General features: G+C 46.8%; 20 protein-coding genes. 13 read left to right on the top strand and 7 right to left on the bottom strand.

Going from position 1 to position 24064, the window contains the following annotated elements; all coding sequences use genetic code 11:
* The first annotated feature begins 1 nt into the window (after window position 1).
* The 8 genes from BT127_RS04705 to BT127_RS04670 all read left to right on the top strand — a co-directional run bounded on the left by BT127_RS04705 (window position 2) and on the right by BT127_RS04670 (window position 10271).
* On the top strand, window positions 2-1159 hold the full coding sequence (locus tag BT127_RS04705; RefSeq protein ID WP_075423872.1) for a DUF58 domain-containing protein: 1158 nt from the start codon (window positions 2-4) through the stop codon (window positions 1157-1159).
* A gap of 3 nt (window positions 1160-1162) precedes the next feature.
* Window positions 1163-3466: a transglutaminase-like domain-containing protein gene (locus BT127_RS04700; protein ID WP_075423871.1), complete on the top strand. Its 2304-nt coding sequence runs from the start codon at window positions 1163-1165 to the stop codon at window positions 3464-3466.
* A 19-nt stretch (window positions 3467-3485) separates the two neighbouring features.
* Window positions 3486-4937, top strand: a complete 1452-nt coding sequence (locus tag BT127_RS04695; protein ID WP_075423870.1) for a dockerin type I repeat-containing protein — start codon at window positions 3486-3488, stop codon at window positions 4935-4937.
* Between the two features lie 13 nt (window positions 4938-4950).
* Window positions 4951-5919, top strand: coding sequence for a 50S ribosomal protein L11 methyltransferase (gene prmA, locus BT127_RS04690; RefSeq protein ID WP_075423869.1), 969 nt, complete (start codon window positions 4951-4953; stop codon window positions 5917-5919).
* 21 nt (window positions 5920-5940) lie between these two features.
* A complete protein-coding gene (locus BT127_RS04685; RefSeq protein ID WP_075423868.1) occupies window positions 5941-7101 on the top strand; it encodes a DUF6348 family protein in 1161 nt (386 codons plus the stop codon).
* Window positions 7102-7212: 111 nt separating this feature from the next.
* Entirely contained in the window at window positions 7213-8907 is a 1695-nt protein-coding gene (locus BT127_RS04680) for an NAD(P)H-hydrate dehydratase (RefSeq protein WP_075423867.1), read from the top strand.
* Between the two features lie 50 nt (window positions 8908-8957).
* The gene (locus BT127_RS04675) at window positions 8958-9542 is read left to right on the top strand and encodes a hypothetical protein (protein ID WP_075423866.1); all 585 of its coding nucleotides are present in this window, start codon (window positions 8958-8960) and stop codon (window positions 9540-9542) included.
* Window positions 9543-9677: 135 nt separating this feature from the next.
* Window positions 9678-10271, top strand: coding sequence for a flavin reductase family protein (locus BT127_RS04670; RefSeq protein ID WP_075423865.1), 594 nt, complete (start codon window positions 9678-9680; stop codon window positions 10269-10271).
* Here BT127_RS04670 and BT127_RS04665 read toward each other — a convergent pair.
* Entirely contained in the window at window positions 10264-10602 is a 339-nt protein-coding gene (locus BT127_RS04665) for a hypothetical protein (protein ID WP_075423864.1), read from the bottom strand. The two genes, BT127_RS04670 and BT127_RS04665, sit on opposite strands and share 8 nt — an antisense overlap.
* 260 nt (window positions 10603-10862) lie before the next feature.
* On the opposite strand from BT127_RS04665, the gene BT127_RS04660 reads away from it, so the two are divergent.
* The 4 genes from BT127_RS04660 to BT127_RS04645 all read left to right on the top strand — a co-directional run bounded on the left by BT127_RS04660 (window position 10863) and on the right by BT127_RS04645 (window position 15760).
* The gene (locus tag BT127_RS04660; protein ID WP_175541912.1) at window positions 10863-13448 is read left to right on the top strand and encodes a transglycosylase domain-containing protein; all 2586 of its coding nucleotides are present in this window, start codon (window positions 10863-10865) and stop codon (window positions 13446-13448) included.
* Window positions 13449-13510: 62 nt separating this feature from the next.
* Window positions 13511-14626, top strand: a complete 1116-nt coding sequence (locus tag BT127_RS04655) for a THUMP domain-containing class I SAM-dependent RNA methyltransferase (protein ID WP_075423862.1) — start codon at window positions 13511-13513, stop codon at window positions 14624-14626.
* A 1-nt stretch (window position 14627) separates the two neighbouring features.
* Window positions 14628-15293: a ComF family protein gene (locus tag BT127_RS04650; RefSeq protein WP_075423861.1), complete on the top strand. Its 666-nt coding sequence runs from the start codon at window positions 14628-14630 to the stop codon at window positions 15291-15293.
* The gene (locus BT127_RS04645; protein WP_075423860.1) at window positions 15290-15760 is read left to right on the top strand and encodes a C-GCAxxG-C-C family protein; all 471 of its coding nucleotides are present in this window, start codon (window positions 15290-15292) and stop codon (window positions 15758-15760) included. Before BT127_RS04650 ends, BT127_RS04645 begins: the two co-directional genes overlap by 4 nt.
* Window positions 15761-16138: 378 nt before the next feature.
* On the opposite strand, the gene BT127_RS04640 is transcribed toward BT127_RS04645, so the two are convergent.
* Window positions 16139-17089, bottom strand: coding sequence for a hypothetical protein (locus BT127_RS04640; RefSeq protein WP_075423859.1), 951 nt, complete (start codon window positions 17087-17089; stop codon window positions 16139-16141).
* 12 nt (window positions 17090-17101) lie between these two features.
* Entirely contained in the window at window positions 17102-18043 is a 942-nt protein-coding gene (locus BT127_RS04635; protein WP_075423858.1) for a patatin-like phospholipase family protein, read from the bottom strand.
* A gap of 193 nt (window positions 18044-18236) precedes the next feature.
* On the opposite strand from BT127_RS04635, the gene BT127_RS04630 reads away from it, so the two are divergent.
* Complete coding sequence (locus BT127_RS04630) at window positions 18237-18416, top strand: hypothetical protein (protein WP_075423857.1); 180 nt, start codon at window positions 18237-18239, stop codon at window positions 18414-18416.
* A 308-nt stretch (window positions 18417-18724) separates the two neighbouring features.
* Here BT127_RS04630 and BT127_RS04625 read toward each other — a convergent pair whose 3' ends face one another.
* The 4 genes from BT127_RS04625 to BT127_RS04610 form a co-directional block, all read right to left on the bottom strand.
* Window positions 18725-21445: a calcium-translocating P-type ATPase, PMCA-type gene (locus BT127_RS04625; protein WP_082334898.1), complete on the bottom strand. Its 2721-nt coding sequence runs from the start codon at window positions 21443-21445 to the stop codon at window positions 18725-18727.
* Between the two features lie 510 nt (window positions 21446-21955).
* Entirely contained in the window at window positions 21956-22261 is a 306-nt protein-coding gene (locus BT127_RS04620; protein WP_075423855.1) for a DUF1292 domain-containing protein, read from the bottom strand.
* 32 nt (window positions 22262-22293) lie between these two features.
* Complete coding sequence (locus tag BT127_RS04615) at window positions 22294-23508, bottom strand: glycoside hydrolase family 3 protein (protein ID WP_075423854.1); 1215 nt, start codon at window positions 23506-23508, stop codon at window positions 22294-22296.
* Window positions 23508-24062: a DUF5662 family protein gene (locus tag BT127_RS04610; protein ID WP_075423853.1), complete on the bottom strand. Its 555-nt coding sequence runs from the start codon at window positions 24060-24062 to the stop codon at window positions 23508-23510. The genes BT127_RS04615 and BT127_RS04610 overlap by 1 nt, the downstream gene beginning before the upstream one ends.
* Between the last annotated feature and the right edge of the window lie 2 nt (window positions 24063-24064).

The raw sequence follows: 24064 nt of genomic DNA, 5'->3' as shown, positions 1-24064 counted from the left end.
TATGAAAAGTATTTTTGCTGTGCTCGTGGTAGCCTTCCTTATGGTGATATTCACTCTCTTTGTGGACGGCGAAATGGGCGTTATACTTATAGCTTTTCTGGTCTTCGCACCGCTTATATCGCTGATATTCATGCTTTATTCGCGGAAAAAGGTCAAGGTCAGCATCGACTGCGACGGATATGTGAAGAAGGGAAGCAAGCTCAGCGTTACTGTCAGAGTTGAAAAAAACGGAAGACTTCCGCTGAGCATCATTGAGATACATACAAAGGCTTCTGAGGTATTCTCTCAGGAGAATATGATATATCGTCTTTCTTCGGGTTCAAAGGAAGCGGAAGAATTCACCTATGAAGTGGACGCTCTTACAGGCGGAAACGGCGAGATAAGCATAACAGACGCTTTCGTAAGCGGATTTCTCGGCTTTATGCGTCTGAGGATAGCTGCTCCTCTTCCCGAACCTGTAAGCGTAGGAGTTATCCCCGAGATACCCGAGCTAAAATCATCTTCTCAGCTGTTCAGAAATATAGCTGATGTTGTCGTTACAAGCGACGAAGAGGAAGAAAACGATACTTCCATGATGTTCTCGGCGAACACAGCACCCGGATACGAGCACCGCGAGTATGTTCAGGGTGATCCGCTGAAGCGCGTCAACTGGAAGCTCTCCACAAAAAAACAGAAGCTTATGGTAAGGCTCGACGAGGCTGTTGCCTCTGTTCAGCCTTTGATAGTACTTGATATCTATCGCAGCAGCAAGACTCCTGCGGCAGAAGCTGTAGCAAATGAGGAGAAACTCATACAGTCCGTATTCGGACTTCTTCAGCTTATGATAGAACAGGGAATAGCCTGCGGCTTCGCCTATGTCGGACAGAATTCCGAGACAGTCGTGGAAAGCGCCGACAGTATCGATTCGCCTTCACAGTTCCTGCTTAAGGTCCTTGCTCAGAAGGTCGTGACCGACAGGCACATCGAGCTTGATAAGGTAGGCGACAGCGCCTGTGCATGTATAATTGCATCTACGGATTTCGGAAACGGTCTTTTCGATACAAATATGACCGAGGATCCCGACAGGATAAGTCTTCTCGGCGTATCAGCCGAATCCGAGAATCCTACTAATCTGCCGTTGTGGTTCCTCGACGGGGATAATAACTTTAAAATGGTATAAGATATGACGATTACTAAAAATAAAATCTCATGGAAAGATGTCATTGAGAAAACGGTGTTTGATCCTGTTCTGCTTTATACTGTGGCAGTTGTGATGTCTATCATGTATCACTATCGTGATAACAGCGAGGAGATAACCAGCATCCGTGACAAGATAGAGATCGGATACGGGATCCTGACATTCATCATCGGCTGGGCAGTGTTCAGATTGTTTGACTTTGTCAAGAAACACAAGCTCATAGGCGGACTTCTGCTTATTATCACCTATATCCTTTTTGGTGCGGCTGCTGATAAGGCTATGTCAAAGGGACGTGACGGCTATCCTATCTCATGGGGACTGTGGTTCATGTCTCCGCAGGACTCGGTGGACTATAACAAATGGTATACCGTTGCGATGTTCATACTATTCTGTATCTTCATGCTTTCGGTAATATACTATTTCAACCGCGTCCGATACAGGATACTGATGAATTTCCTTATATTCCTTATCCCCTTTGCTATATACGGTAAGGAATATGTTAAAATGCCGATAGGGTATATAATGATTCTTTCAGTTGGATATATACTCCTTATGATATATTCGAGACAGATATGTTCGACAGACAAAAAGATCACTGTCGATCATAAAGAGGTCTGGAAATCGGTCACGGTCTATGCCGTACTTTTCGCACTTTTCGCTACTCTTACTCCTAAGCCGAAAATAGAGGCGGACAGAACCGCACTCGAAACACTCGTAAGTGCGGATGCATTTACCGACCGACTAAATGCCATGCTGAATGCGTTCCGTGATACCGCAGGCGGTAATCAGTTCAGGAACAACAGCAGCAACCTTCCCGTATATTATGTCAGGTCGAAGGATCCCATGCACCTTAAGACCACCACTTTTTCTAAATATGACTATGAAAATGACAGCTGGCGGGCTTCCATGCTTGATAAATCGATATATGCGAAGAATCAGGAGTTCCCCATAAATATATACGGAAACGGTCATATGACAGAGGCACTGCTCCTTGCTGCAAAGCTTGACAGCGGATTTGCTCAGAAATATGGTCTTGAAGATCTTGATTATTCGGAGCTCACCCTCACAAAAGAGCGTGAAGCTAAGATATATACGGTAATGAGAGGCGGAAAGATAGCTCCTATGCCGCAATCTGTACAGAGCTATACCGATTCCAGTACAGACGAGAAAATGACCTGTCTTGATTCAGGACTTGTTTACATGGAGTTTGAATTCTACAAGGACAACGAGACGTATACATTCAACTATATCCCCGATGTGTTCTTCACCTATGACTACAATGCAAAGGCTGCTGCACGTTTTTCGGAGGATGACTATGCAGATATCGTAAGCGATGCCGAAGCTTTCTATGAGAGCGATGCGTTCCTCAGATACCGTGAAACTCAGAGCGACGAGGCAAAGGATTATCTTGACCGACTTGCAAAGGAAGTTGCATTTTCTGATAAGAATTATGAAAAATATCAGGATGAACTTCTCGATTACGGTGACAGCAAGAGAATTTACGAGCTTGCACAGTCCATAACTCAGGGACTTGAAACAGATTACGAAAAGGCAAAGGCGCTGGAGTATTATTTCTACGAGAATAACTACGTCTATGACCTTGAATACCGCAAAAAAATGGGCGAAAATGTAGAGAACTTCATTTTCGATTCAAAAACAGGCGTTTGCTATGAGTACGCCACTGCCATGACTCTCCTTGCCCGTGCGGCAGGAATCCCTGCAAGATACTGCGAGGGTTACTCAGTACAGGAGGCATTTGAAGGAGACGAATCATGGAACGTGGATTATACCGTATGGCTCAAGGATGCACACGGATTCCCTGAGCTGTATATACGCGGCTTCGGCTGGATGGATTTTGAACCTACTATGACCGATCAGCTGGAAGTTGTAGAGAGAGAATCCACTACAAGTCTGCTTTCAAAGGCAGGTATCATACTCCTTATAGCTGCGGTCATCGCACTTCTTTTCATACTTGTTTCACCTGCACTTATTCACAAGCTTTTCCTGATGATTTGCAGGAAGCGTTCGCCCAATGATACAGTCAGGGGCATTATCAAGCGTATCTATAAGCTGCACGGTCTCAACGGAAAGAAAACCACTCATGAGGCGTCGGAGTACGTTCAGAGTTATTCGGGTGCGGATATGAATACCGCTGCCGATCTGTTCGACAAGGCAGTTTACGGCGGCGCAGAGCTTGACGAAAACGAAAAGCAGACTGCCATAGACGTATATGTGAAAGTCTATGAAGCCTATAAGGAAGCAAGAAAAAATCGGCGTAAAAAAGCCTGATGATCATGGAGGTCATAATATGGAACGTTCAAAAGTCGGAAAACCGCTGGGTGCTGTTACCGCACTGGTGTTGATACTTACACTTCTGTTAAGCAGCTTTGCTTGTCCGCTTAACTCAAAGGCTGCGGAGAGCTATCGTTCCTGGAGACAGATGGACAGCCGCTGGAGCGGTATAATGCTCGGCACCGAGTCGTATGCAAGCCTCGGCGGAAGCGGATGCCTTGTAACTTCCCTTGCGATGCTCGCTGTACATACAGGCCTCAGGAACGAGGAATCCTTCAATCCCGGAGTTTTCGCAAATCAGCTGAAAAAAGCGGACGCTTTCAACCGCTGGGGCGGTATCTCAAGCTGGGCAAAGATCTCTCAGGTCATCCCCGAAATGAGCGTTGTATGGGCTCCCGAGAAGTATTCCTACTACTGGGGAACTACAGATAAGAATATAAAGCTCAATATGCTTAAGTCCTTCATGATGGAGGGCTACTGGCCGCTGGTAAACGTTAATACTCACCACTGGGTAATGGTGGAGGGAATAGTAGGTGATAAGGTCTATATGATAGATCCCGCTACTGACAATACGGATATGTTCGGCTATTACGGCAATATCACAAGAACAGATACCAACGATTTCGACTATATACTTGTAAAAAGCAAAATAAAGCCCGATGTTTCAGGCTTTACACCACCTGTAGTCTACGAGCCTTCTGTTACGGTAAATATCGATAAGCTTCCTTCCACACTTTCATTCGAGAAGGATCAGCCTATAGATATCTCGGACGGTGTTGCTTCGGTAACTGTTGTTGACAGATACAAGGGCGAGAGCAAACTGAGTCCCGAGCCTATGAACGGCAAGTCCAAAAGCTTCGCTGTCTATACCGAGTATTACTACCCGTTCTCGGATATGAACAAGCCTTACGTTCCCGGAGAGTCCTCATTCGATGAACCCGGTACGTATCAGATAATACTTGAAGCTTACGTCAATTCCTACGTCTATACTACGACTACTTTTGACGTGAAGATAACGGGCGAGGTAACGGGTACTCCCATAGAGCCTGAGGAGTATTACTATGCAGGCTACGGCGACGGAAAGGTCATGACTTCTCCACTTGATGACGGTGAGACAGCTGCCGTAATGGACCGAGGAGACGTTGTGAAGATAGTTGCAAGATATCGCAACTACGGCAAGTTCCTTTCGGGCGACCGCTATCTGTGGGTGGACCTCGACAATATGAGCTATATTTATGATTACTACGATGATGAGTATGAAGCAGGTGATATCAGCAGAAACGGAGTTATCGACAATATCGACCTCGACCTGCTTGTACGCTTCATTATGAGCAATAAAGAAAAGCCCGAAGGCGTTTCGGCATTCTGTGAAAAGGAAGCTGCGCTGGCTGATGTAAACGGAGACGGTAAGACGGACTCCTCAGATATTACTGCAATGATAGGGCTTATCTGCAAAGAAACAGAATGAAAGGAGTTCCGCAATGGAATGGACAGAAGTTGATATTTATACTACTACCGAAGGCATCGAGCTTATCTGTTCAAAGCTTATGGACATAGGCATAAAGGGATTTGCTATCAAAGATGCCGATGACTTCAACGAGTTCCTCGAAAACAAAAACGGTCAGTGGGATTACATAGACGAGGACCTTATGGGACTTTCAAGCTGTGAGACCTGCATCACCGTATACCTCCCCGATAACAGTCAGGGAGTTGATATGCTGGCGTCTATCAGGTCTATGCTGGCTGAGATGAAGTCGGCAGACAGCGAAGGTGCCTACGGAAGACTTGAAGCTGAGCTTTCAAGCATCCGTGAAGAGGACTGGGCAAATAACTGGAAACAGTATTTCAAACCGCTGAAAGTCGGCAAAAAGCTTGTTATCAAGCCCTCCTGGGAAGATTATTCCGACAACGGCGAAAATCGAACTATACTGGAGATAGACCCTGCGTCAAGCTTCGGTACAGGTCAGCACCACACCACAAGGCTCTGCCTTGAACTGCTTGAGGATTGCATAAAGGGCGGCGATAAGCTCCTTGATCTCGGCTGCGGAAGCGGTATACTCTCTATCGGTGCACTGCTTCTCGGCGCAGATTCGGCTGTGGCTGTGGACATAGAACAGAATGCAGCAGCAACTGCTGCGGAAAATGCGGAGAAAAACAACATCCCGCAGGATAAATACACGGTTTATTTCGGCAATATCCTTGATGATAAGGCTCTTGCCGATAAAATAGACGACGATTATGACATCATTACAGCTAATATAGTTGCAGATGTTCTGATCGCAATGAAGGAATACTTCCTCCGCTACCTCAAGAAGGGCGGCTTTCTCATCGTTTCGGGAATTATCGAGGAACGAATGGAAGAGGTTCTTTCGGCACTGGAGAATACAGGCTTCACCCGACTTGACGTCAATGTAAAAGACGGCTGGGCAGCGGCTAAGTTCACTAAATAATCAATAAGGAGAATGATCAAAGTGGCATTATTCAAGAAAAAAAATCAGGCAAATGAAAACAAGGAAGAAAAGAAGGAGTTCGATGTCAAGACAGCAACTCTTGAAGAACTGAACTCAAAACTCAACGGTCACCTCTATGACGGATGTATCATCATGCCGAGAGGCGGCTATACTATCGATGTAAATGTCGGCAGAAACGAGGAAAAGGACGGAGTTTCAATTATCCAGGTCATCTTCATCGTAAGAAACGATGCTTTCGATGAGCCTATCATCGAGCCTATCGACTCTCAGGGCAAGACTCCTCAGGAAGCTGTAAATATAGCTGTACAGATGTTCATGGGCGGCCTCTGGCATCCGCTGGAGCAGGCTGATCAGAAGAAGAACGGCCTTCACGTTTCCATCAACTACCTCATGCAGCACTATGATTTCGATATGTATGCACAGTCTATCGTCAGGATCGGCGTTGAAGAAAACAAGACTCCCACAATGCTCATCAACTACATCAAGGCTGAGATCCCTAAGTACCTCGGTTCAAAGAAGTATTACTGGGTAAGGATCTACCTTGCTAAGTATAAGGATAAGGAAACTGCTGAGATCCGTGTCAACGGTTCTGTGTGCAGCGAGCTCGGACGCTATTTCAAGCCTTATATGGATACATGGGATGCAAGCGAGACTTTCATGTGCGAGAAGCAGTACGCTATCTTCGTACAGCGTGAGGACGACAAGTGCCCATTCACAAAGGAAACTGTAGTTAACGCTGCAAAGACTGCTATCGAGAAGATGGTAAAGATCAACAGCCGTGAGGACTACAACGATATGGCTAAGACTCTTGAGGATATGACAGGCGACAAGAACCTTGCTGCCGAGATAAGAATATTCATCCCTGAGATACTCGCTAAGATGACTCTCGGTTATCAGGAGGGCGACAGCCTCTTCCTCCTCGAGGATGATTCACAGATCGAGTTCAAGAAGACTCAGCTTCGTTCTTACTTCTACTTACAGCAGGTGCTCATAGAGTATCTCTCAACAAGACCTCCGCAGGAGGACGTTCAGAGGATCGTATTCAACAGTGTTGCTTTCAGAGAAGTAAAGAAGGCTCACGATGAGGGACACGAGCCTAAGGAACTCTATGTACCCGGAACTTCTTACAAGATCGGCAACGGCGATTATAAGGTTTGGTAAGCCGTTTAATGTACAGCAACTGTAAATAATTTTATACCTGATATTGAGGGAAATTCTTTTAAAAGGGTTTCCCTCAAACTCCATTCAGATATATAAAGGAGGTCTTTATTAATGCAGATAGTTACACCTAAACAAATGGCGAAGATCGAAAACCATTCGGAAAAGCTTGGAGTATCGAAAAAACAGCTCATGCTCAACGCCGGAAAGGCACTTGCTAAGCTCATCGAGGAGTGCAGCACCCGTGAAAACTCGAAGGAACAGCCCCATATCGTATTTCTTGCAGGTTCGGGAAATAACGGCGGAGACTGCTTTGTGGCTGCGGAACTGCTGGTCTACAGAGGATTCAGAGTTACTGTTATCAACCTTATAAAAGCTCCTTCGGCAGAACCTGCAAAGGAGATGTTCGAGAAGCTCCCTTCAAGAGTTAACGTCATAACAGGCTATAAGTCGGCAAACGAAGCCGCTGCCGCCGAGGCTGCGGAACTGGATTTCATGACACTTCAGGATAAAGACCTCACTGATATTTCCAAAAAGAAGGAGCGCTCTCCGATAGAGAACATACTCCTGAACGAAAAAAAGCGCCTCTCGGATATCCGACATGCAGTTATAGATGCGGATATTCTCGTGGACGGCGTGTTCGGTACAGGATTCCACGGCAAGCTCGATAAAGATATAATGTCCCTGTTCAATATCGGTACAGGTGCATACAAGATAGCTGTTGATATACCAAGCGGCGGAAACAGCAATTCGGGTACTGTTGCAAAAGGCGTATTCAAGGCGGACGAGACTATTACATTCGGCTACATAAAGACAGGTATGTCGCAGTTCCCGCTGAAGAAATACTGCGGTAAGATAACCGTTGCAGATATCGGTATCCCGCGTATGGCTATCGACTGCATAGAGGGCGAACGTACTTACTACAGGATAGAAAGAAAGCACCTTGCAGGCTTTCCGCCGAAGCGCGAAAGAGATGCCCACAAAGGTACTTTCGGAAGCGTACTTGTTATCGCAGGCAGCAGCAGTATGCGAGGTGCAGCAGCTTTTGCGGCTCTCGGAGCGCTGAGAGGCGGCGCAGGAATGGTGCGTGTGGCATCGGTGGAAAAATGCATTGATACGGTATCTGTACTTGCTCCCGAAGCTACCTACATCACCCTCGACGAGGACGATTACGGCTTCATGCTCTTTGACAGCAGCAAGGATGCGCTTCTGGACGCTATGGAAAAGTCGGACACTATAGTTATCGGCTGCGGAATGGGCGTTACAAATGATACTGCCGAGATAGTACGCTTCGTCCTTGCAAATGCAAAAGTTCCCGTGATAGTTGACGCAGATGGAATAAACTGTATAGCACGTGACATAAATATATTACTGAACAGGAAGTCAGAGGTCATAATAACTCCCCATCCGGGAGAAATGGCGAGACTGCTCAACTGCGATGCGGCTGCAATAAACGATAACCGTATAATGACTGCGGAGAAGTACGCCGAGAAATTCGGCATAACAGTTGTCCTTAAGGGTGCAGGTACACTCGTTGCCGACAGCCATAAGACTGCCGCTAATCACACGGGCAACGCAGGTATGAGCAGAGGCGGAAGCGGCGATATCCTTGCAGGTATCATAGGTGCAACTGCCGCACAGAAATATGCTCCATTTGATGCATGCTGTGCAGGCGTTTACATACACGGCCTTGCAGGTGACGCTGCTGCGGATAAGTACGGTCAGGAGGCAATGCTGCCCCGTGACATCATAAGCTGTCTGCCTGATGCCTACAGGATACTCAAGGAGAAGCAGCTCGGCAACATATGATCTGATAAAAACGGACGTGAAAGCAATATTATAGGATCGGAGCGATCATTATGAAAAAACTTTTTGCGTCCGCGATCATATTTGTTATGGTGTTTGTACTGAGCAGCTGTGCGGTACCTGCGCAGAACAGCTCTGAGCGGACTAACGGTCTTAACTGCGCTTTTACCGCCGAAATGAGCATAACCCTCGATAAATTCAGCGGAGAAGCCGAGGTAAAGCGTTTCGGGGACGGTGTGTGGTCCGCAGAATTCAAGTCGCCGAATACTCTCAGCGGAGTTACCCTCTCATTTGAGGCAGGAAACGCAGAAGCAAGCTATAAGGGACTGAGCTTCTCAGTGCCCCGTTCGGCGCTTCCCGTTAAAGCCATGATGCTGAACCTTATGGACGCTGTGGACACTGCCGCAAAGCTTACTGAGCTGAAAGGCGAGGAAAAGGACGGTATGCTCCTTATCAGCGGAAGTCTTGAAGGCGGTGACTATACCGTGACCGTTGACGAAAACGGACGGCTTGCGGCTTTCAGTATGCCTAACAATCAGCTTTCCATGACCTTCCGTGAGGTGACACTGATAAGCACATCCGATGCTGCTGAGGAAACTGTTCCCACTCAGGAGGAAACAACAGTATCCGTTCAATAAACAATTATATAAGCCGTTCCTTTGCTAAGGGACGGCTTATTTTTGCATAAATTTTGCATTTATATCCTTGAATTCGCAGTTATATGGTGGTATAATAATATCGTGAAATACTAAATACAGATGTCAGGAGAGATTATGGCTAAACAATTCTGGAAAGGCAGTGCTCTGCTTGCTCCCGTTCCTGCCGCACTGGTCACCTGCGGTAATATGGAGAAATGCAACGTTCTCACTATCGGCTGGACAGGCATCGTCTGCACTCGTCCGCCTATGACGTACATATCTGTGCGTCCCGAACGCTATTCCCACGATATTATAAAGGATTCGGGAGAGTTCGTTATCAACCTCACTACCTCCGCTATGGTGCGTGAAACAGACTTCTGCGGAGTCAAAAGCGGCAGAGATATGGATAAGCTTGAAAAATGCGGCTTCCACATCGAACCTGCGGCAAACGTAAGTGTACCGATAATTACCGAATGTCCCGTAAGCCTTGAATGCAGGGTGAGCGAAGTTAAGCCGCTTGGCTCACATACAATGTTCCTGGCGGAGATAGTCGGTGTGGACGTTGACGAGAGATACATCGACAGCAAGGGCAAGCTGAATTTACAGCAGTGCGGACTTGCTGCCTATGCACACGGCGAATACTTCGCACTTGGCAGAAAGCTCGGAGATTTCGGCTTTTCGGTAAGGAAAAAGAAGAAGCACCGTCCTGCGGACAAAGGCGTCAGGTAGCTATATCCTCGATGAAGCGCTGTAATTCATAGTCGCTGTTCATCTCTATTCCCTCGCTGAGCTGTATCCTGTCGAAATCGGAAAGCAGTGAGATATCGTAGTCTATGACACGGTAGGGGACTGTGCTTCCCCGTGCGAATACACCTATCCTGCCGTTGTATTCCTTTACGATGCGGTCGGGGAGGGATTCGTAAGCCGCTCCTGCGGATATGCGCTCGGCAGTCTTCCTGCGGTGTGCGGACTGTCCCATTGTACAGATAACTATGAATCCCGAGAGAGTAAGTCCCGTTAAAAATGTAAAATACACCCGTTTGTCGATAATTCCTGACATTTTATCACCTCAATGATCAATAAATGTGACTAAACCATACTTCTATTTTGTCCGTTTTTTGATATAATATACAAATCTTAAATTATTTCTTTCCGTACTATTAACAAACGTTCGGAAATATGGTATAATATAAGATGTGTTTTAATGCGAAAAAATAAAGAATGAAAGGAGATCCCGCCGCTTTTCCGTGGATCGCGGCAAGATGATATATGAGCAATTATAGTGTTAATGGAAGGCGTCCTGCGCCTCAGAAGAAAACTGTGAAAAAGAAAAAACGGAATCCCGTTGCCACTTTTTTCAAGAAATTTTTCATGGTAATAGCTACCACACTGCTTTCACTGTTCCTGGTAATGATAATTACGGGTACTATCGTAGCAACTGCACTTACAGTCTACGTCCTCGACTTCATGGAGGAGGCTACAAGTATCTCACTTTCAGAGCTTGAATCAGGAAGCGATACCTATTTCTACGGTACTGAGCTTGACGAGAACGGCGAGCCGCAGTTAAAGGTGCTCCAGAGCATAAAGACGGACGTTCAGCGTATCCCTGTTTCTATCGATAAGATACCTCAGCACGTCCGCAACGCTTTCGTTTACACCGAGGATGAGCGTTTCTATACCCACGACGGTGTTGACTACAAGCGTACCTTTTCGGCGTTCCTTAACATGTTCCTTCACTTCTACAATACCGACCAGGGTGGTTCGACTATCACTCAGCAGCTCATCAAGAACCTGACAGGTGATGACGAGCGATCTCCGCAGCGTAAGATACGTGAGATCTTCTCTGCGATGCAGCTTGAAAAGACCTACTCAAAGGACGAGATCCTTGAAGAGTACCTCAACTATATCGGATTCGGCGGTCCTATCAACGGTATACAGCTTGCTGCTACACGTTATTTCGGAAAGAGCGTTGAGGAGCTTACAGTTCCCGAAGCTGCCGTACTTGCCGCTATCCCTCAGAGCCCTGAGTGGTACGGTCCGTTCGTTGAGTATTACGATGACGACGGCAACCTTATCCGCGACGGTAAGGCAAATAACAAGGAGCGTCAGCAGTACGTTCTCTGGCAGATGTACAAGAACGGCGCTATAACCTATGACGAGTATCAGGAATACCTGAATACACATATCCTCTATACCGATACAGAGGAATACAGAAAGCTCCACCCCGAGATCGACCTCGAAAAGATGGAGAGCGAACAGCAGATATATACATGGGAAGTCGATGCCATGATGTACGAGGCAGCCGGCTATCTTATGGAACAGTACGGCATAGACAAGGAAGAAGCTATCAAGCGTATCAACAAGGGCGGCTATAGGATCTATTCAACTATCGATCCCCAGATGCAGGCTTACGTTGAGGAGAAGTTCCTTGACATCAACAATATGGTATCAGCTGATTACGTAAGAAGATGGGCTGACCTTGATAACGACGGAAAGGCTGAGGAGTATCTTCCTCACATCGCCTTCGTAGCACTCCGCTATGACGGTTCGGTAATGGCTCAGGTAGGTAACTGGGGACCAAAGGAATCCTCACTTTCAACCAGCTATGCTGTTACAGAGCCAAGACAGATCGGTTCTACAATGAAGCCTATCTCGACATACGGACTTGCTCTTGAAACAGACTACATCCACTGGGGTTCGACCTTCAAGGATGAGGCTATAATGGAAGTAAACGGCAAACCGTGGCCTACCAACTACTCGGTTGACGGAAACATCAGTATCTCTCATGCCACAAACTTCATTTACTACTTCCTCCAGAAATCCTTCAATACAGTTCCTGCACAGCTTTGTCAGGCACTTACACCTACTGAAGTATTCGAGTTCTGTAAGAACAAAATGGGTATGCAGCTCGATCCTGATGACGAGGCTTATTCACCTCTGTCTGTTGGTTCGCTGACATACGGTATAACTCTTGAAAACCTTGTTAATGCTTACCTCCCTTACGGCAACAACGGTATCTACAACGATGCTCACATAGTTTCACGTATCGAGGACAGCAACCGCAACGTTATCTACTCCAACGACGGCAACCCGAGAGAAGCTGTTTCTGATGAGACTGCATGGGTAATGAACCGTCTCCTTAAGAACGTTGTTGAAAATGGTACAGGTACTGCCGCTAAGGGTTACTACAAGACAGTCTGCGGTAAGACAGGTACGACCGATAACTGGTATGACCTTACATTCGTTGGTATGACACGCGATTTCGTAAGCGGTATCACTATTGGATACAAGCAGTACAATGAAGCTCTTGAACTTCCTACCTCGCTTAAATCAGCTCAGGTATGGAGAAACATAATCGGCGAATATGCTGATACGATGTTCACTGATACTCCTCAGGACTTTGAGCCTGTTGCTTCTGTTATTGAAGCTCCTATGTGTACCGCTACAGGTATGATCGCAGGACCATATTGTCCTAAGGGAATCACAGGTTACTGGAAGTCCACTAACGCTCCTACATGTAACGGAAACCACGGCGGCGGTTATGTGGATTCAGGTCAGACCGATAACTCAGGCAATACATGGACCGATCCTAATGCAGGTGCAGGCACAGGCGGCAACACATGGACTGATCCTAACGCTGGTGCAGGTGCTGGTACAGGCGGAAATACATGGACTGATCCTAACGCAGGCGCAGGTACAGGCGGAAACACATGGGTTGATCCTAACGCAGGTGCAGGTACAGGCGGAAACACTTGGGTTGATCCTAATGCAGGTGCAGGCGCAGGAACAGGCGGTGATGTCGGCGGCGGCGCTATCGATTACACAGGCGGCGGTGCTGACTATAACGGTGGAGGCGTTGACAGCGGTGCAGCTGCTGTCGGCGGCGGAGAACCGGCAGTTCAATAATACACAATGAAACGACCTGTCTGCACTCGGTGCAGGCAGGTCTGCCTATAGAGGGAGATAATATGAGCAATACAATGAGATTATGCTGTCCCTGTCATTTCGGACTGGAAAGCGTACTGAAATATGAGATAACAAAAATAGGCGGCACAGACCTTAAAGTCAGCGACGGAAAAATAAGCTTCACAGGTGATGAAAACATCATGGCAAGAGCGAATCTCTGCCTTTCAACTGCCGAGCGTGTACTCATAGAGCTTATAGAGTTCCGTGCAGAGTCCTTTGAGGAGCTGTTTCAGGGCGTAAGAGCTATAGAGCTTGAAAGGTACATCGGCGTAAACGATGCCTTTCCTGTTAAGGGCTATTCGCTTGATTCAACTCTGCACAGCGTCCCCGACTGTCAGTCCATAATAAAAAAAGCCGCTGTTGAGCGACTTAAATCAAAGTACGGCGTAAGCTGGTTCGACGAGACAGGGCCTGCGATACAGATAAAGTTCAGCATCCTCAAGGACGTTGTTACTATTTACCTTGATACAAGCGGTGTGGGACTTCATAAGCGAGGCTACAGAAAGAACTCCAACGCTGCACCTATCAAGGAGACTCTTGCGGCAGGTATAGTTGACCTTGCCCGTGTAAGAGCCGATTCAATTGTGTGCGATCCCTTCTGCGGAAGCGGTACTCTGCTGATAGAGGCGGCAATGAAGGCTCTTAAAATACCTGTTGGCATAAACAGAAGATTTGCTGCTGAGAAATGGGCATCTATCGACAGTAAAGTATGGCAGGAGGAACGCAAACGTGCTATCGATCAGGTGGATCGTTCCGCTGAATTCGAGGGAATAGGCTTCGATATCGACGATGCAGCTGTTGCACTGACTCTCGATAACGCTCACAAGGCAGGCATCAAGTCCCGTATCAGGGTAGAACAGGCTGATATTTCCTCTTTCCGACAGCCCGAGGATTCAATAGTCATCTGCAATCCGCCTTACGGTGAACGTCTTCTCGAACTCCGTGAAGCTGAGGGCATCTACAGACAGATGGGACGTGTTCTCGGAAAGGGCGGAAACCGTCAGAGCTATATAATCTCGCCCCATGAGCAGTTTGAGCAGTTTTTCGGTTCTCCTGCAAAGAAGCGCCGAAAGCTTTACAACGGAATGATAAAGTGTCAGCTGTACATGTACTTCTGATATGAAAAGCAATACAAAACGGAGTATACTGCATCTGCTGTATCCGAACCGCTGTCCCGTATGCGGAACAGTTATAGAAAGCGACGGACGATTCTGCGGTGAGTGTGAGGACAAGCTTACGGTGTACTCTGACAGCTTCTGCATAAGCGGTGCTGAGAGCTTTACCGCTGCATATGTGTATGACGAGGCTATAAAGCCTGCCATAATACTTATGAAGGACGGAACTCTCGGTAACAGTGCTTTTGCGCTGGGAAATGCGCTCTGCGACAGACTTCGTTCCGAAGGTATCACAGAACGTACAGATATTATAGTCCCCGTTCCCATGTACGGCAAGGACCTGCGTGAAAGAGGTTACGATCAGGCAGTTGAGATTTGCCGCATCATCAGCGAAAACTGCGGTATACCTTACGTTGCGGCGGTTGAGAAGTATATCGATACCATGCCGCAGAAGGAACTGAATTTCAAGGAACGTCAGGTAAACCTGAAAGGGGCTTTCAGAGTTCCCGAACCTGATACCGTAAAGGGGAAGCGGATATTACTGGTGGATGATATATGTACTACGGGAAGTACACTTGCAGAGATAGTTTCTGTGCTTCTGTCATCCGATGCGGCGGAGGTTCACTGTGCCTGCTGCTGTAAGACTGAAAAAAAGGAAGGGATCATATGAATACCGATCATGCTGAAAAGGCATGCGATCTTTTTGCCGAAGGAAGAAGCTGCGCTCAGGCAGTATTTGCGGCTTTTACCGATGTTACGGGTTTGGACGAAAAAACCGCACTTCTGCTCTCATCGTCCTTTGGCGGCGGAATGGGACGAATGCGCGAGGTGTGCGGTGCTTGTTCAGCTATTTTTATGGCTGCGGGACTACTTTACGGCTACACTTCCACGGACGATATTAAGGAGAAAAGCGAGCACTACGCAAGAATACAGGAGCTTGCAGCACGATTCCGCGAAAAGCACGGTACTATCATTTGCCGTGAACTGCTTAAGGGACTTAATGTGGACAGTTCTCCCATGCCTGAGGCGAGAACTGCGAAGTATTATAAGGTTCGTCCCTGCATACGATTTGTGAATACGGCAGCGGAAATACTCGATCAGTACATGAAAGAAAATCCTCCGTTGAATAGTAAGTAGTATATAATTGTTATCGGCTCTATATGTAGTATTGAGGGGAACTATCTGAACAAGAGTTCCTCTTGATCTTTTTCTGAGCCTTTACTTTAAATTTTCAGCCTTGCATGGCACTCACGAAATATTACGGTTTCAGATAACTGTAATTGAGTGCCATGCAAGGCTGAAAATTTGGGGCAGAAAGTTTTAGGAAAGGAGTTTGAGGGTGACTCCCCGCAGTGCGGGGTAACTCCCTACAGTGTAGGGAGATGTCAGCAAAGCTGACAGAGGGTCATCGCTCCTGTTAGGAGATGTCACGCAGTGACAGAGGAGACCGCCTCCGTCAGAGGAACCCTTTTTCAAAAGGGTTTCCCTCAATAATATATACAAGTGAATTGTATCCTATGCTGCTCTGAGGGCTTCAAGCATGTCCTTAAGAACGGCAGGCTTTATTCTTACCTTTTCGTTAATAACAGCGTTGTTCATGCCGTTGCTGAAGAATCCGTTTATGTAGAGGTTCATATTGAGGTCGATGCTTTCTATCTCGTCATAACGGACAAAGAACTTAGACAGCGATTTTTTATAGGCAAAACCTTCGGAAGTAAATATCATTCCTTCAAAATTGTCCTTATTGCCTGAGAAATCGATGAATCCGATGATATCGCCCTGTACCTTGCCCCTGAAAGCTCCTGATGCTGCTTCGATACGGTCTGTAATATCGGCTATCTCTGAGCTGTTATAAGTATTTTCGCCGACTTCCTTGATATATCTGTCCGAAGCGGCTTTTCTGTGCTCGGCGATATTGATATCAGGCTCGAAGCCTTCTTCCTCTTCGTATGGCAGAGCTTCAGGCTCTTCGCTGTCGGGGAGTGCTTCTGCGGCAGCTTCAGCAGCTGCGGCTTCCTCGATCGCCTTTGCGCGCTTTTCGTTGTAGTCCGTCAGGAGAGGTTCAACGTCTGCGGTGGTGAGTCCCTTATCCTGCATGTCGCTGAGGAGTCTTATGAGGTACATGCTTTGCAGGTCATCGGACTTCTTTATGTCAGTGAGCTGATTCTGCAAATGCGCCTGTTTCAGCTTAAGTGAATCGTTTTCCTTGCTCAGCGCAATGAGTACGTCCAGTACTATCTTTATGGACGTATTAGTATCAAGTGATATCTGGTTCCTTATCTGCTTGTCCTTTCCCGTAAGTACTCTCAGAAGCTGACGGAAACCGCTTTCATTCAGTACCTTTATCCTTGATTCGTTGTTCTGAAGAAGGAAGGAGAGTTCGCTTATAAGCTCATTTTTTTCCGATGCGGTCATCGTGCTGATGACCTCTGCGTGTACAGATGGTACGATGCTGTATTCGTTCATTTTATCCTCCGTTTATATTATACCGTTAAGAATTTTTTTCTCGGTTTCGAGTAGATCTCTTGCGTTATCGGCTTTTTTCTGCTGAACTGTTTTTTCAGCTTCGTCAATTGCCTCTGAGATATCCGTGCTGATTATCGATGACCTCAGCTGGCGCATAAGGGGGAGACTGTCCCTGTAGCCTGCCTCTATAAGCCTTTTTGCATGATCGCAGCTGAAATTCAGTGTGCCGCTGAGGAGCCCAAGTTCGTCCGAGGCAACATCGGGAAATATCTCGTATATCCTGATATCGCCGTATTCCTTGCGGTCGGCGATGCCCTTTATGTGATCGAGGTGGACTATTATGACAGTATCACAGAACTCGCCGCCCCAGTCCAGCGGAAATACAGGGGAATTGTCCTTTATGCCGCCGTCGTGGTGGAACATGCCGTTTATGACCTGCGGACCGCATAATATCGGCATGGCACTTGTCGCAAGAAGAATCTTTGCGGACATCGAGTTATTGAACAGCAGATCCTTTCTGTCCTTCTGGGACATTGATCTCATCCTGAAATAATTCATGTTGCCCGATACTATATTTTCTATTTCGCCGTCAACTCCGTAAACTGCGTGGGGAGGAGTATCCTCGTCCTGATTGCTGCAGAATGTAGCGATAAAGCACTCTATGGGACTTTCGGAGAATACCGAAAGGTCAAGGTTGTTTTCATCCTGTATAAGGTCCCTGACGGACTCCGCAAGACGCAGGACGTTTATCTTTTCGATATCACGAGTCCAGATGCGTTCGGCTTTTTCATAGTCGCCCTGAACGAATAAAGCTGCATTTAGTCCTCCAACAGAAGCTCCCGAAACAGCTTTTATATACTTATCAATGCCTGCTTCACGCATAGCTTTCCAGACACCTATCTGATAAGCGCCTTTACCGCCTCCGCCGTCAAGAACAAGACCTATTCTTTTCATAGACAACCCCTTTCGTATTGTTGATATCTGTATCAAAGTATAATGGATGCTTCAGCATTCATTATACCATTTTATGGGGAAAGTGTCAATCATTACAGCATGAAGCGGAACCATAACCTACAGATAAATCAATGGAAAAAGCTGGTACGAATTATTGAACTGTAAAGGGAAATCCTTATCATGGGGTGATAAAATGGATAATTTCAGGCTTCCCATGAACTTTTCTATGGCTCTTGCGCTTGAACCCGAAGCTATGCGGAAATTCGCACTTCTCAGCACAAAGGACAAATGGGAGATAGTAAGTGCCTCTCACGCAGTAGAATCGGACAGCGACATGAGACGCTATGTTCAGAACATGATGAAAACTTATTAAAACCGTACTGCATAGTTCTGAACTCAGGACTGTACTCGTACGGTGGTTTTATGTGCGTTATTGAGGGGAATCTTCTGAGAAGATTCCCCTTGATCATTTTCAGAGCCATTACTTTAAATTTTCAGCCTGATAGGGTGCTTAAGTAAAACTATTGTTTAGTGATACTATGAATAAGCACCCTATCAGGCTGAAAATTTGTGGCAAAAGTCTTTGAAAAAGTGGTTCGGTGGAAAACCTTTCTGAGGAAAGGTTTTCCACCGATAATACATATATTACTTATGTACCGGTACAGTTTTACGGTATAGAATTTACTTCTTCTTTGCTGATGATCTCTGTATCAGCTTAACTATCTCAACAACAGGTACTATAACTGCTGCAATGAGGAAAGCGTTAACGTAATTGATGCTTGAGAGCTTAACGAGTGAGAAGATGTTTCTCAGTGCAGGAACAAAGAGTATCGGTATTATGAGTATGAATGAGAACATTATAGAGAAGATGAGCATCTTGTTATGTGTTCTCATAGCGAATATCGATTCCCTGAGACTTCTCATGTTCCATGCGTGGAGCATCTCGCAGACTGAAAGTGTGATGAATGCCATTGTTGTACCTGCTTCGTGAGATGTCTGTGCGCCGATAAGGTAAGAAACTATCGTCAGAACTGCTATTACAGCGCCCTGCCAGAGAAGGTTTATACCAAGTCCGTCAGAGAAGATATGTGCATTGCTGCTTCTCGGTTTACGCTCCATGATGCCGTGTTCAGCGGACTCCATACCCAGTGCAACAGCAGGGAAGCAGTCGGATATGAGGTTTATCCAGAGAAGGTGTACAGGACTGAATATGCTCTTTCCGGGAGCGAGGATGAAGGTCGCAAAGAGTATGCAGAGCACCTCGCTGAGGTTACTTGAAAGCAGGAACTGTATTGCCTTGCGGATGTTATCGTAGATACGTCTTCCTTCCTCGACAGCTCCGACTATAGTTGCGAAGTTATCATCGGTAAGCACCATATCTGCAACGTTCTTTGTAACGTCTGTACCTGTGATACCCATTCCGACGCCGATATCAGCGCTCTTTATGGAAGGAGCATCGTTAACGCCGTCACCGGTCATGGCAGTGGTCATATTCTTCTTGCGCCATGCGTTTACTATACGAACCTTGTGCTCAGGCTGAACTCGTGCATAAACACTGTAATCGCCGACAGTTCTGTTGAATTCATCATCAGGGATAGCTGAAAGCTCTGCACCTGTGATAGCCTTCTGACCTTCGCTGAGGATTCCGAGCTCCTTAGCTATAGCAACAGCAGTATCCTTGTGGTCGCCTGTTATCATAACGGGACGGATGCCTGCTGTCTGGCAAAGGCCGATAGCGGGTTTAACTTCGGGACGTACAGGATCTATCATGCCTGTCATTCCGATATAGATGAGATCGTGTTCAAGTCCCTCGGGAGTTGTATCTGAAGGTAACTGATCATATTCGCGGTAAGCTGCCATAAGAACTCTGAGAGCCTTGTCAGCCATTTCCTTGTTTCTGCTGAGTATCTCAAGTCTGTCGGATTCTGAAAGGAGATGTACCTCTCCGTCCTCGTCCAGCATATGTGTACATTTGCGGAGTACTTCGTCGGGAGCGCCCTTTGTGTACTGAACATAACCGTTTTCGGTCTTGTGAACTGTTGACATCATCTTTCTCATTGAATCGAAAGGAGCCTCAGCAACTCGAGGAGTCTGAGCTTCAAGCTCGTACTTCTTAAGACCGCACTTATGTGCATAAGCTACGAGAGCAGCTTCGGTAGGCTCACCTGCAACGCTGTCGTCCTGATTGAGAACTGCATCGCAGCAAAGAGCCATTGCCTTTGCAAGGAGAGGCTTGTCCTCGGTGTTTTCCTGTACGACAGTCATCTTGTTCTGAGTGAGAGTACCTGTCTTATCACTGCATATTACCTGAGCACATCCGAGAGCCTCAACAGCTGTAAGGCGGCGGATAACAGCTCCGCGCTTGGACATGTTTGTAACGCCGATCGAGAGAACTACCGTAACTACAGCAGCAAGTCCCTCAGGGATAGCGGCAACGGCAAGGCTGACAGCTATCATGAATGAGTTAAGGAATCCCGGGAGAGTTATAGCACCGTTCTTGACGAGCATTTCTATAACATTGATAACGAGTATGAATATACAAATAAGAAGTACAGCAACAGAGAGTATCTTACTGAGCTGAGTAAGGCTCTTCTGAAGGGGAGTTTCATCGTCCTCGGCATCTGCGATAGCGCCTGCGATCTTACCCATTTCTGTCTTCATTCCTGTAGCGACTACTACAGCTTCGGCACGTCCGTAAGCGACGCTGCTGCCCATATAGAGCATGTTTTTTCTGTCGCCGAGCGGTATTTCATCGCCTGAGAGCTTTTCGCTGTCCTTGTCACATGGAACACTTTCACCTGTAAGTGCTGATTCCTCAGCTTTGAGTGAAGCTGCTTCGATGATACGGCAGTCGGCAGGTACGTTGTCGCCTGCTTCAAGGGTTATAACGTCACCGGGAACGAGGTCCGAGCTTGGGATAACTACGAGTTCGCCCGAACGGAATACCTTGCTCTGTGCAGCACTCATAGCCTGAAGGGCTGCGATAGCGGATTCTGCCTTGTTTTCCTGATAAACGCCGAGAACGGCATTTGCTATAACAACGAACAATATAATGAATACGTCCGCTTCAAGCTTTCCCTCGGATATGATGCCTGTAATGGCAGAAATAACAGCTGCCGCAAGAAGTACGAGTATCATTGGGTTTTTGAACTGTTCTATAAAGCGGGCAAGAAGTGTCGGCTTAGGCGGATCATCCAGCTTATTGCTGCCGAACTCGCTAAGTCTTTTGGCAGCTTCTTCAGAAGTAAGACCTTCCGGAGAGCTTTTGACTTCTTCGAGAACAGTCTCGGTCGATTCAAGATAATGTTTCATTTCATGTTCCTCCAATAAATTGTATTGCCTCGGGTATCGTCCGACAAAAACTGCGGAAAAATCACCCAAGGACAATGTATTACAAAACATACTGATTATATCACTCCGGAGGGGATTTGTCAAGCGCTTCGGCGTGGTAATACTGGCAAAAACAGCGGATTTAACATAGATTTTACATATTTCAATAAATGTGATGGATCTGTAAAAAACAATGTGAAAAAAAGATGACCGTCGGCTTTACGGATTGTATGCATATAGAATTTTTAAATGTATTATTGAGGAAAATCTTATGAGAAGATTTCTCTCGATCATTTTCAGAGCCATTACTTTAAATTTTCAGCCTGATAGGGTGCTCAAGTAAAACTGATGTTTAGTAATACTATGAGTGAGCACCCTATCAGGCTGAAAATTTGGGGCAAAAGTCTTTGGAAAAGGGGTTCGGGGGTGACTCCCCGCAGTGCGGGGAGATGCCGAACAAAGTGAGGCAGAGGGGACCGCCTCCGTCAGAGGGAACCTTTCCTCAGAAAGGTTTGCCCCCGATAATTACATATAAAGCTGCTATATGAGTACAACCCTTATAGCTGACGGTGCTGTAATTGCTTATTCAAACTCGTATTCGCCGCTGTAGTTCTTCTTGAACTCCTCGAAAACGTCGTTGAGAAGCTCCTCGTCCTCAACTGCAACGAAATCGTCGAACTCGGGATCCTCGGATGGGATTATCTCGAGTATAACAACTCCGTCGTCCTCTTCGTCGAATGGAAGAAGCACTGCGAAAAGTCTTTCGTCATACTGAACGGTATCCAGTATCTCGAAAGATACGTCCTTTCCGTCATCATCGGTAAGGGTTATATAGTTCTCGTTGTCCTCCTCAAGTTCTTCAAGGTTTTTATTTTCCTGATCGTTCATGTTAGTATCCTCCTTAAATATTATATGAAAGGTCAGCTTATAAGACCTGACTCATCCTTCTTTTCGAGTATTTTAAGTACGCTCTCGTCGATCCTGTCAGGTGTGATCCTTCCTGAGTAGACTGCATTTTCAAGTCCGCTGACGGCATCTGCGATGTCGTAGGGCATGAGTATCATATCCATACCTGCTTCAACGGCGAGTACGGCAGAATCTGCGGAGCTGTAATTATCGGTTATGGCGCACATGGAATGTGAATCCGTTATGGCGAGACCTTTGAATCCGAGTTCGCTTCTCAGCCAGCCGTTGACTGCAACGGGGGAGAGGTCCGCAGGAAGACCGTCACCTGTGCCCGAGGTTATCTGGTGTCCGACCATAAAGAAGTCTGCGCCTGCTTCGATACCTCCCGAAAATGCGGGGAATTCAGCGGATCGGAGTTCGTCGGCAGTACGGTCTATGAACACTGACTCATAGTGGGTGTTTCCGTCGCCTGCGCCGAGTCCCGGAAAGTGCTTCACGGAAGTGAGGATTCCCTGAGAGTGCATGCCGTCTATGTAGGCTTTGGACATATCGGCAACTACCTTCGGATCGGTGCTGAATATACGCGAGCCAAGCTCGTTGTACGGACTTATCTCCACATCGGCTACGGGAGCAAAATCGAGGTTGAATCCCAGTTCAGCGAGGTAACTGCCTATATAAGCGGCAGCATTGTAGGTCGTGCTGTAGTCGTTGATATCACCGTAAGTACGCATAGTATCCACAGGCTCAAAGCCGAGGTTCCACTGCACACGGGTTATATCTCCGCCTTCTTCGTCCACCGAAAGGAAAGCACCTGTTCCTTTTTCTAATGACATAGCTTCTATATTATCCAGCATAGCGGCAGTCTGGTCATAGTAGGATATATTCTGGTCGAAGAAAATGAATCCTCCGACGGGATAGGCATCGTAGCACTGATCGAGCCAGTCGTCATACTCCGTAAGGCAGTCATAGCCTGTAAGCGATTCGGGAGTTACTATGAACATCTGGCAGATCTTATCGTGCAGAGACATACTGTCCAGCTTCTTCTGCATCGGAGATGCAGGAGGTTCTGTAGGGAGCTCCTCGGGGAGAGTGACCTCCTCCGCAGTGCCCTCTGTGCTCTCTATATCGGCAGATGCAGGAACTGCATCGTCATACTGCTTCACAGCCTGTCCGCAGGAAAAAGCGGATAAGCTGATAACAGCCGCCGCAGATAATAAAAGCTTATTCATCAAGACCACTTCCTGAACTTGTTCTTCCTTACCTGTCTGCGTATAAAGCGGAAAGCGGCGTCTTCGCCCTTATCAGCAAGGAGTCTCAGGAGAAATTCGAGCTTTCGGCAGGTCTCCTCGTGGATCATCCTTTTGTGCTTTGCGCGGAGAAAATACTCCAGCGGACAGGAATCATTGTATTTTTCCTTATTGTAGGTTTTTGAAGCTGCAACACGGTCGCAGAACATTTCAAAAATATACTTATCCGGCATTCGGACAGGTTCGAGTTTCTTTGTTTTGATGTTATAGTCAGTCCAGTATTCAAAATGGTGGCGGTTCCGTCCTTTATGGTGCATCCATGCCTTTGAGTAGCCCGTTATCTCACGTTCTCTCTCATTCGGACTTCTTGTGCCCTGATAATAGAGAACTCCGGGTATGAACTCGGTAGGCGAGAATTTTGAAAGATCGTGCAGAAGTCCGTTCAGGGGGATGCCTGCCCTGAAGCAGTGCTTCATAACAAGATGTCTGTGGGTGGTCACGGTCTTAAGGTGACCGAGAAAATTATTCAACAGCATTG

Origin of the sequence: Ruminococcus sp. XPD3002, assembly GCA_900119535.1 — a bacterium.
Classification (GTDB): domain Bacteria; phylum Bacillota; class Clostridia; order Oscillospirales; family Ruminococcaceae; genus Ruminococcus; species Ruminococcus flavefaciens_H.
This window is presented reverse-complemented; position numbering and strand designations above follow the sequence as displayed.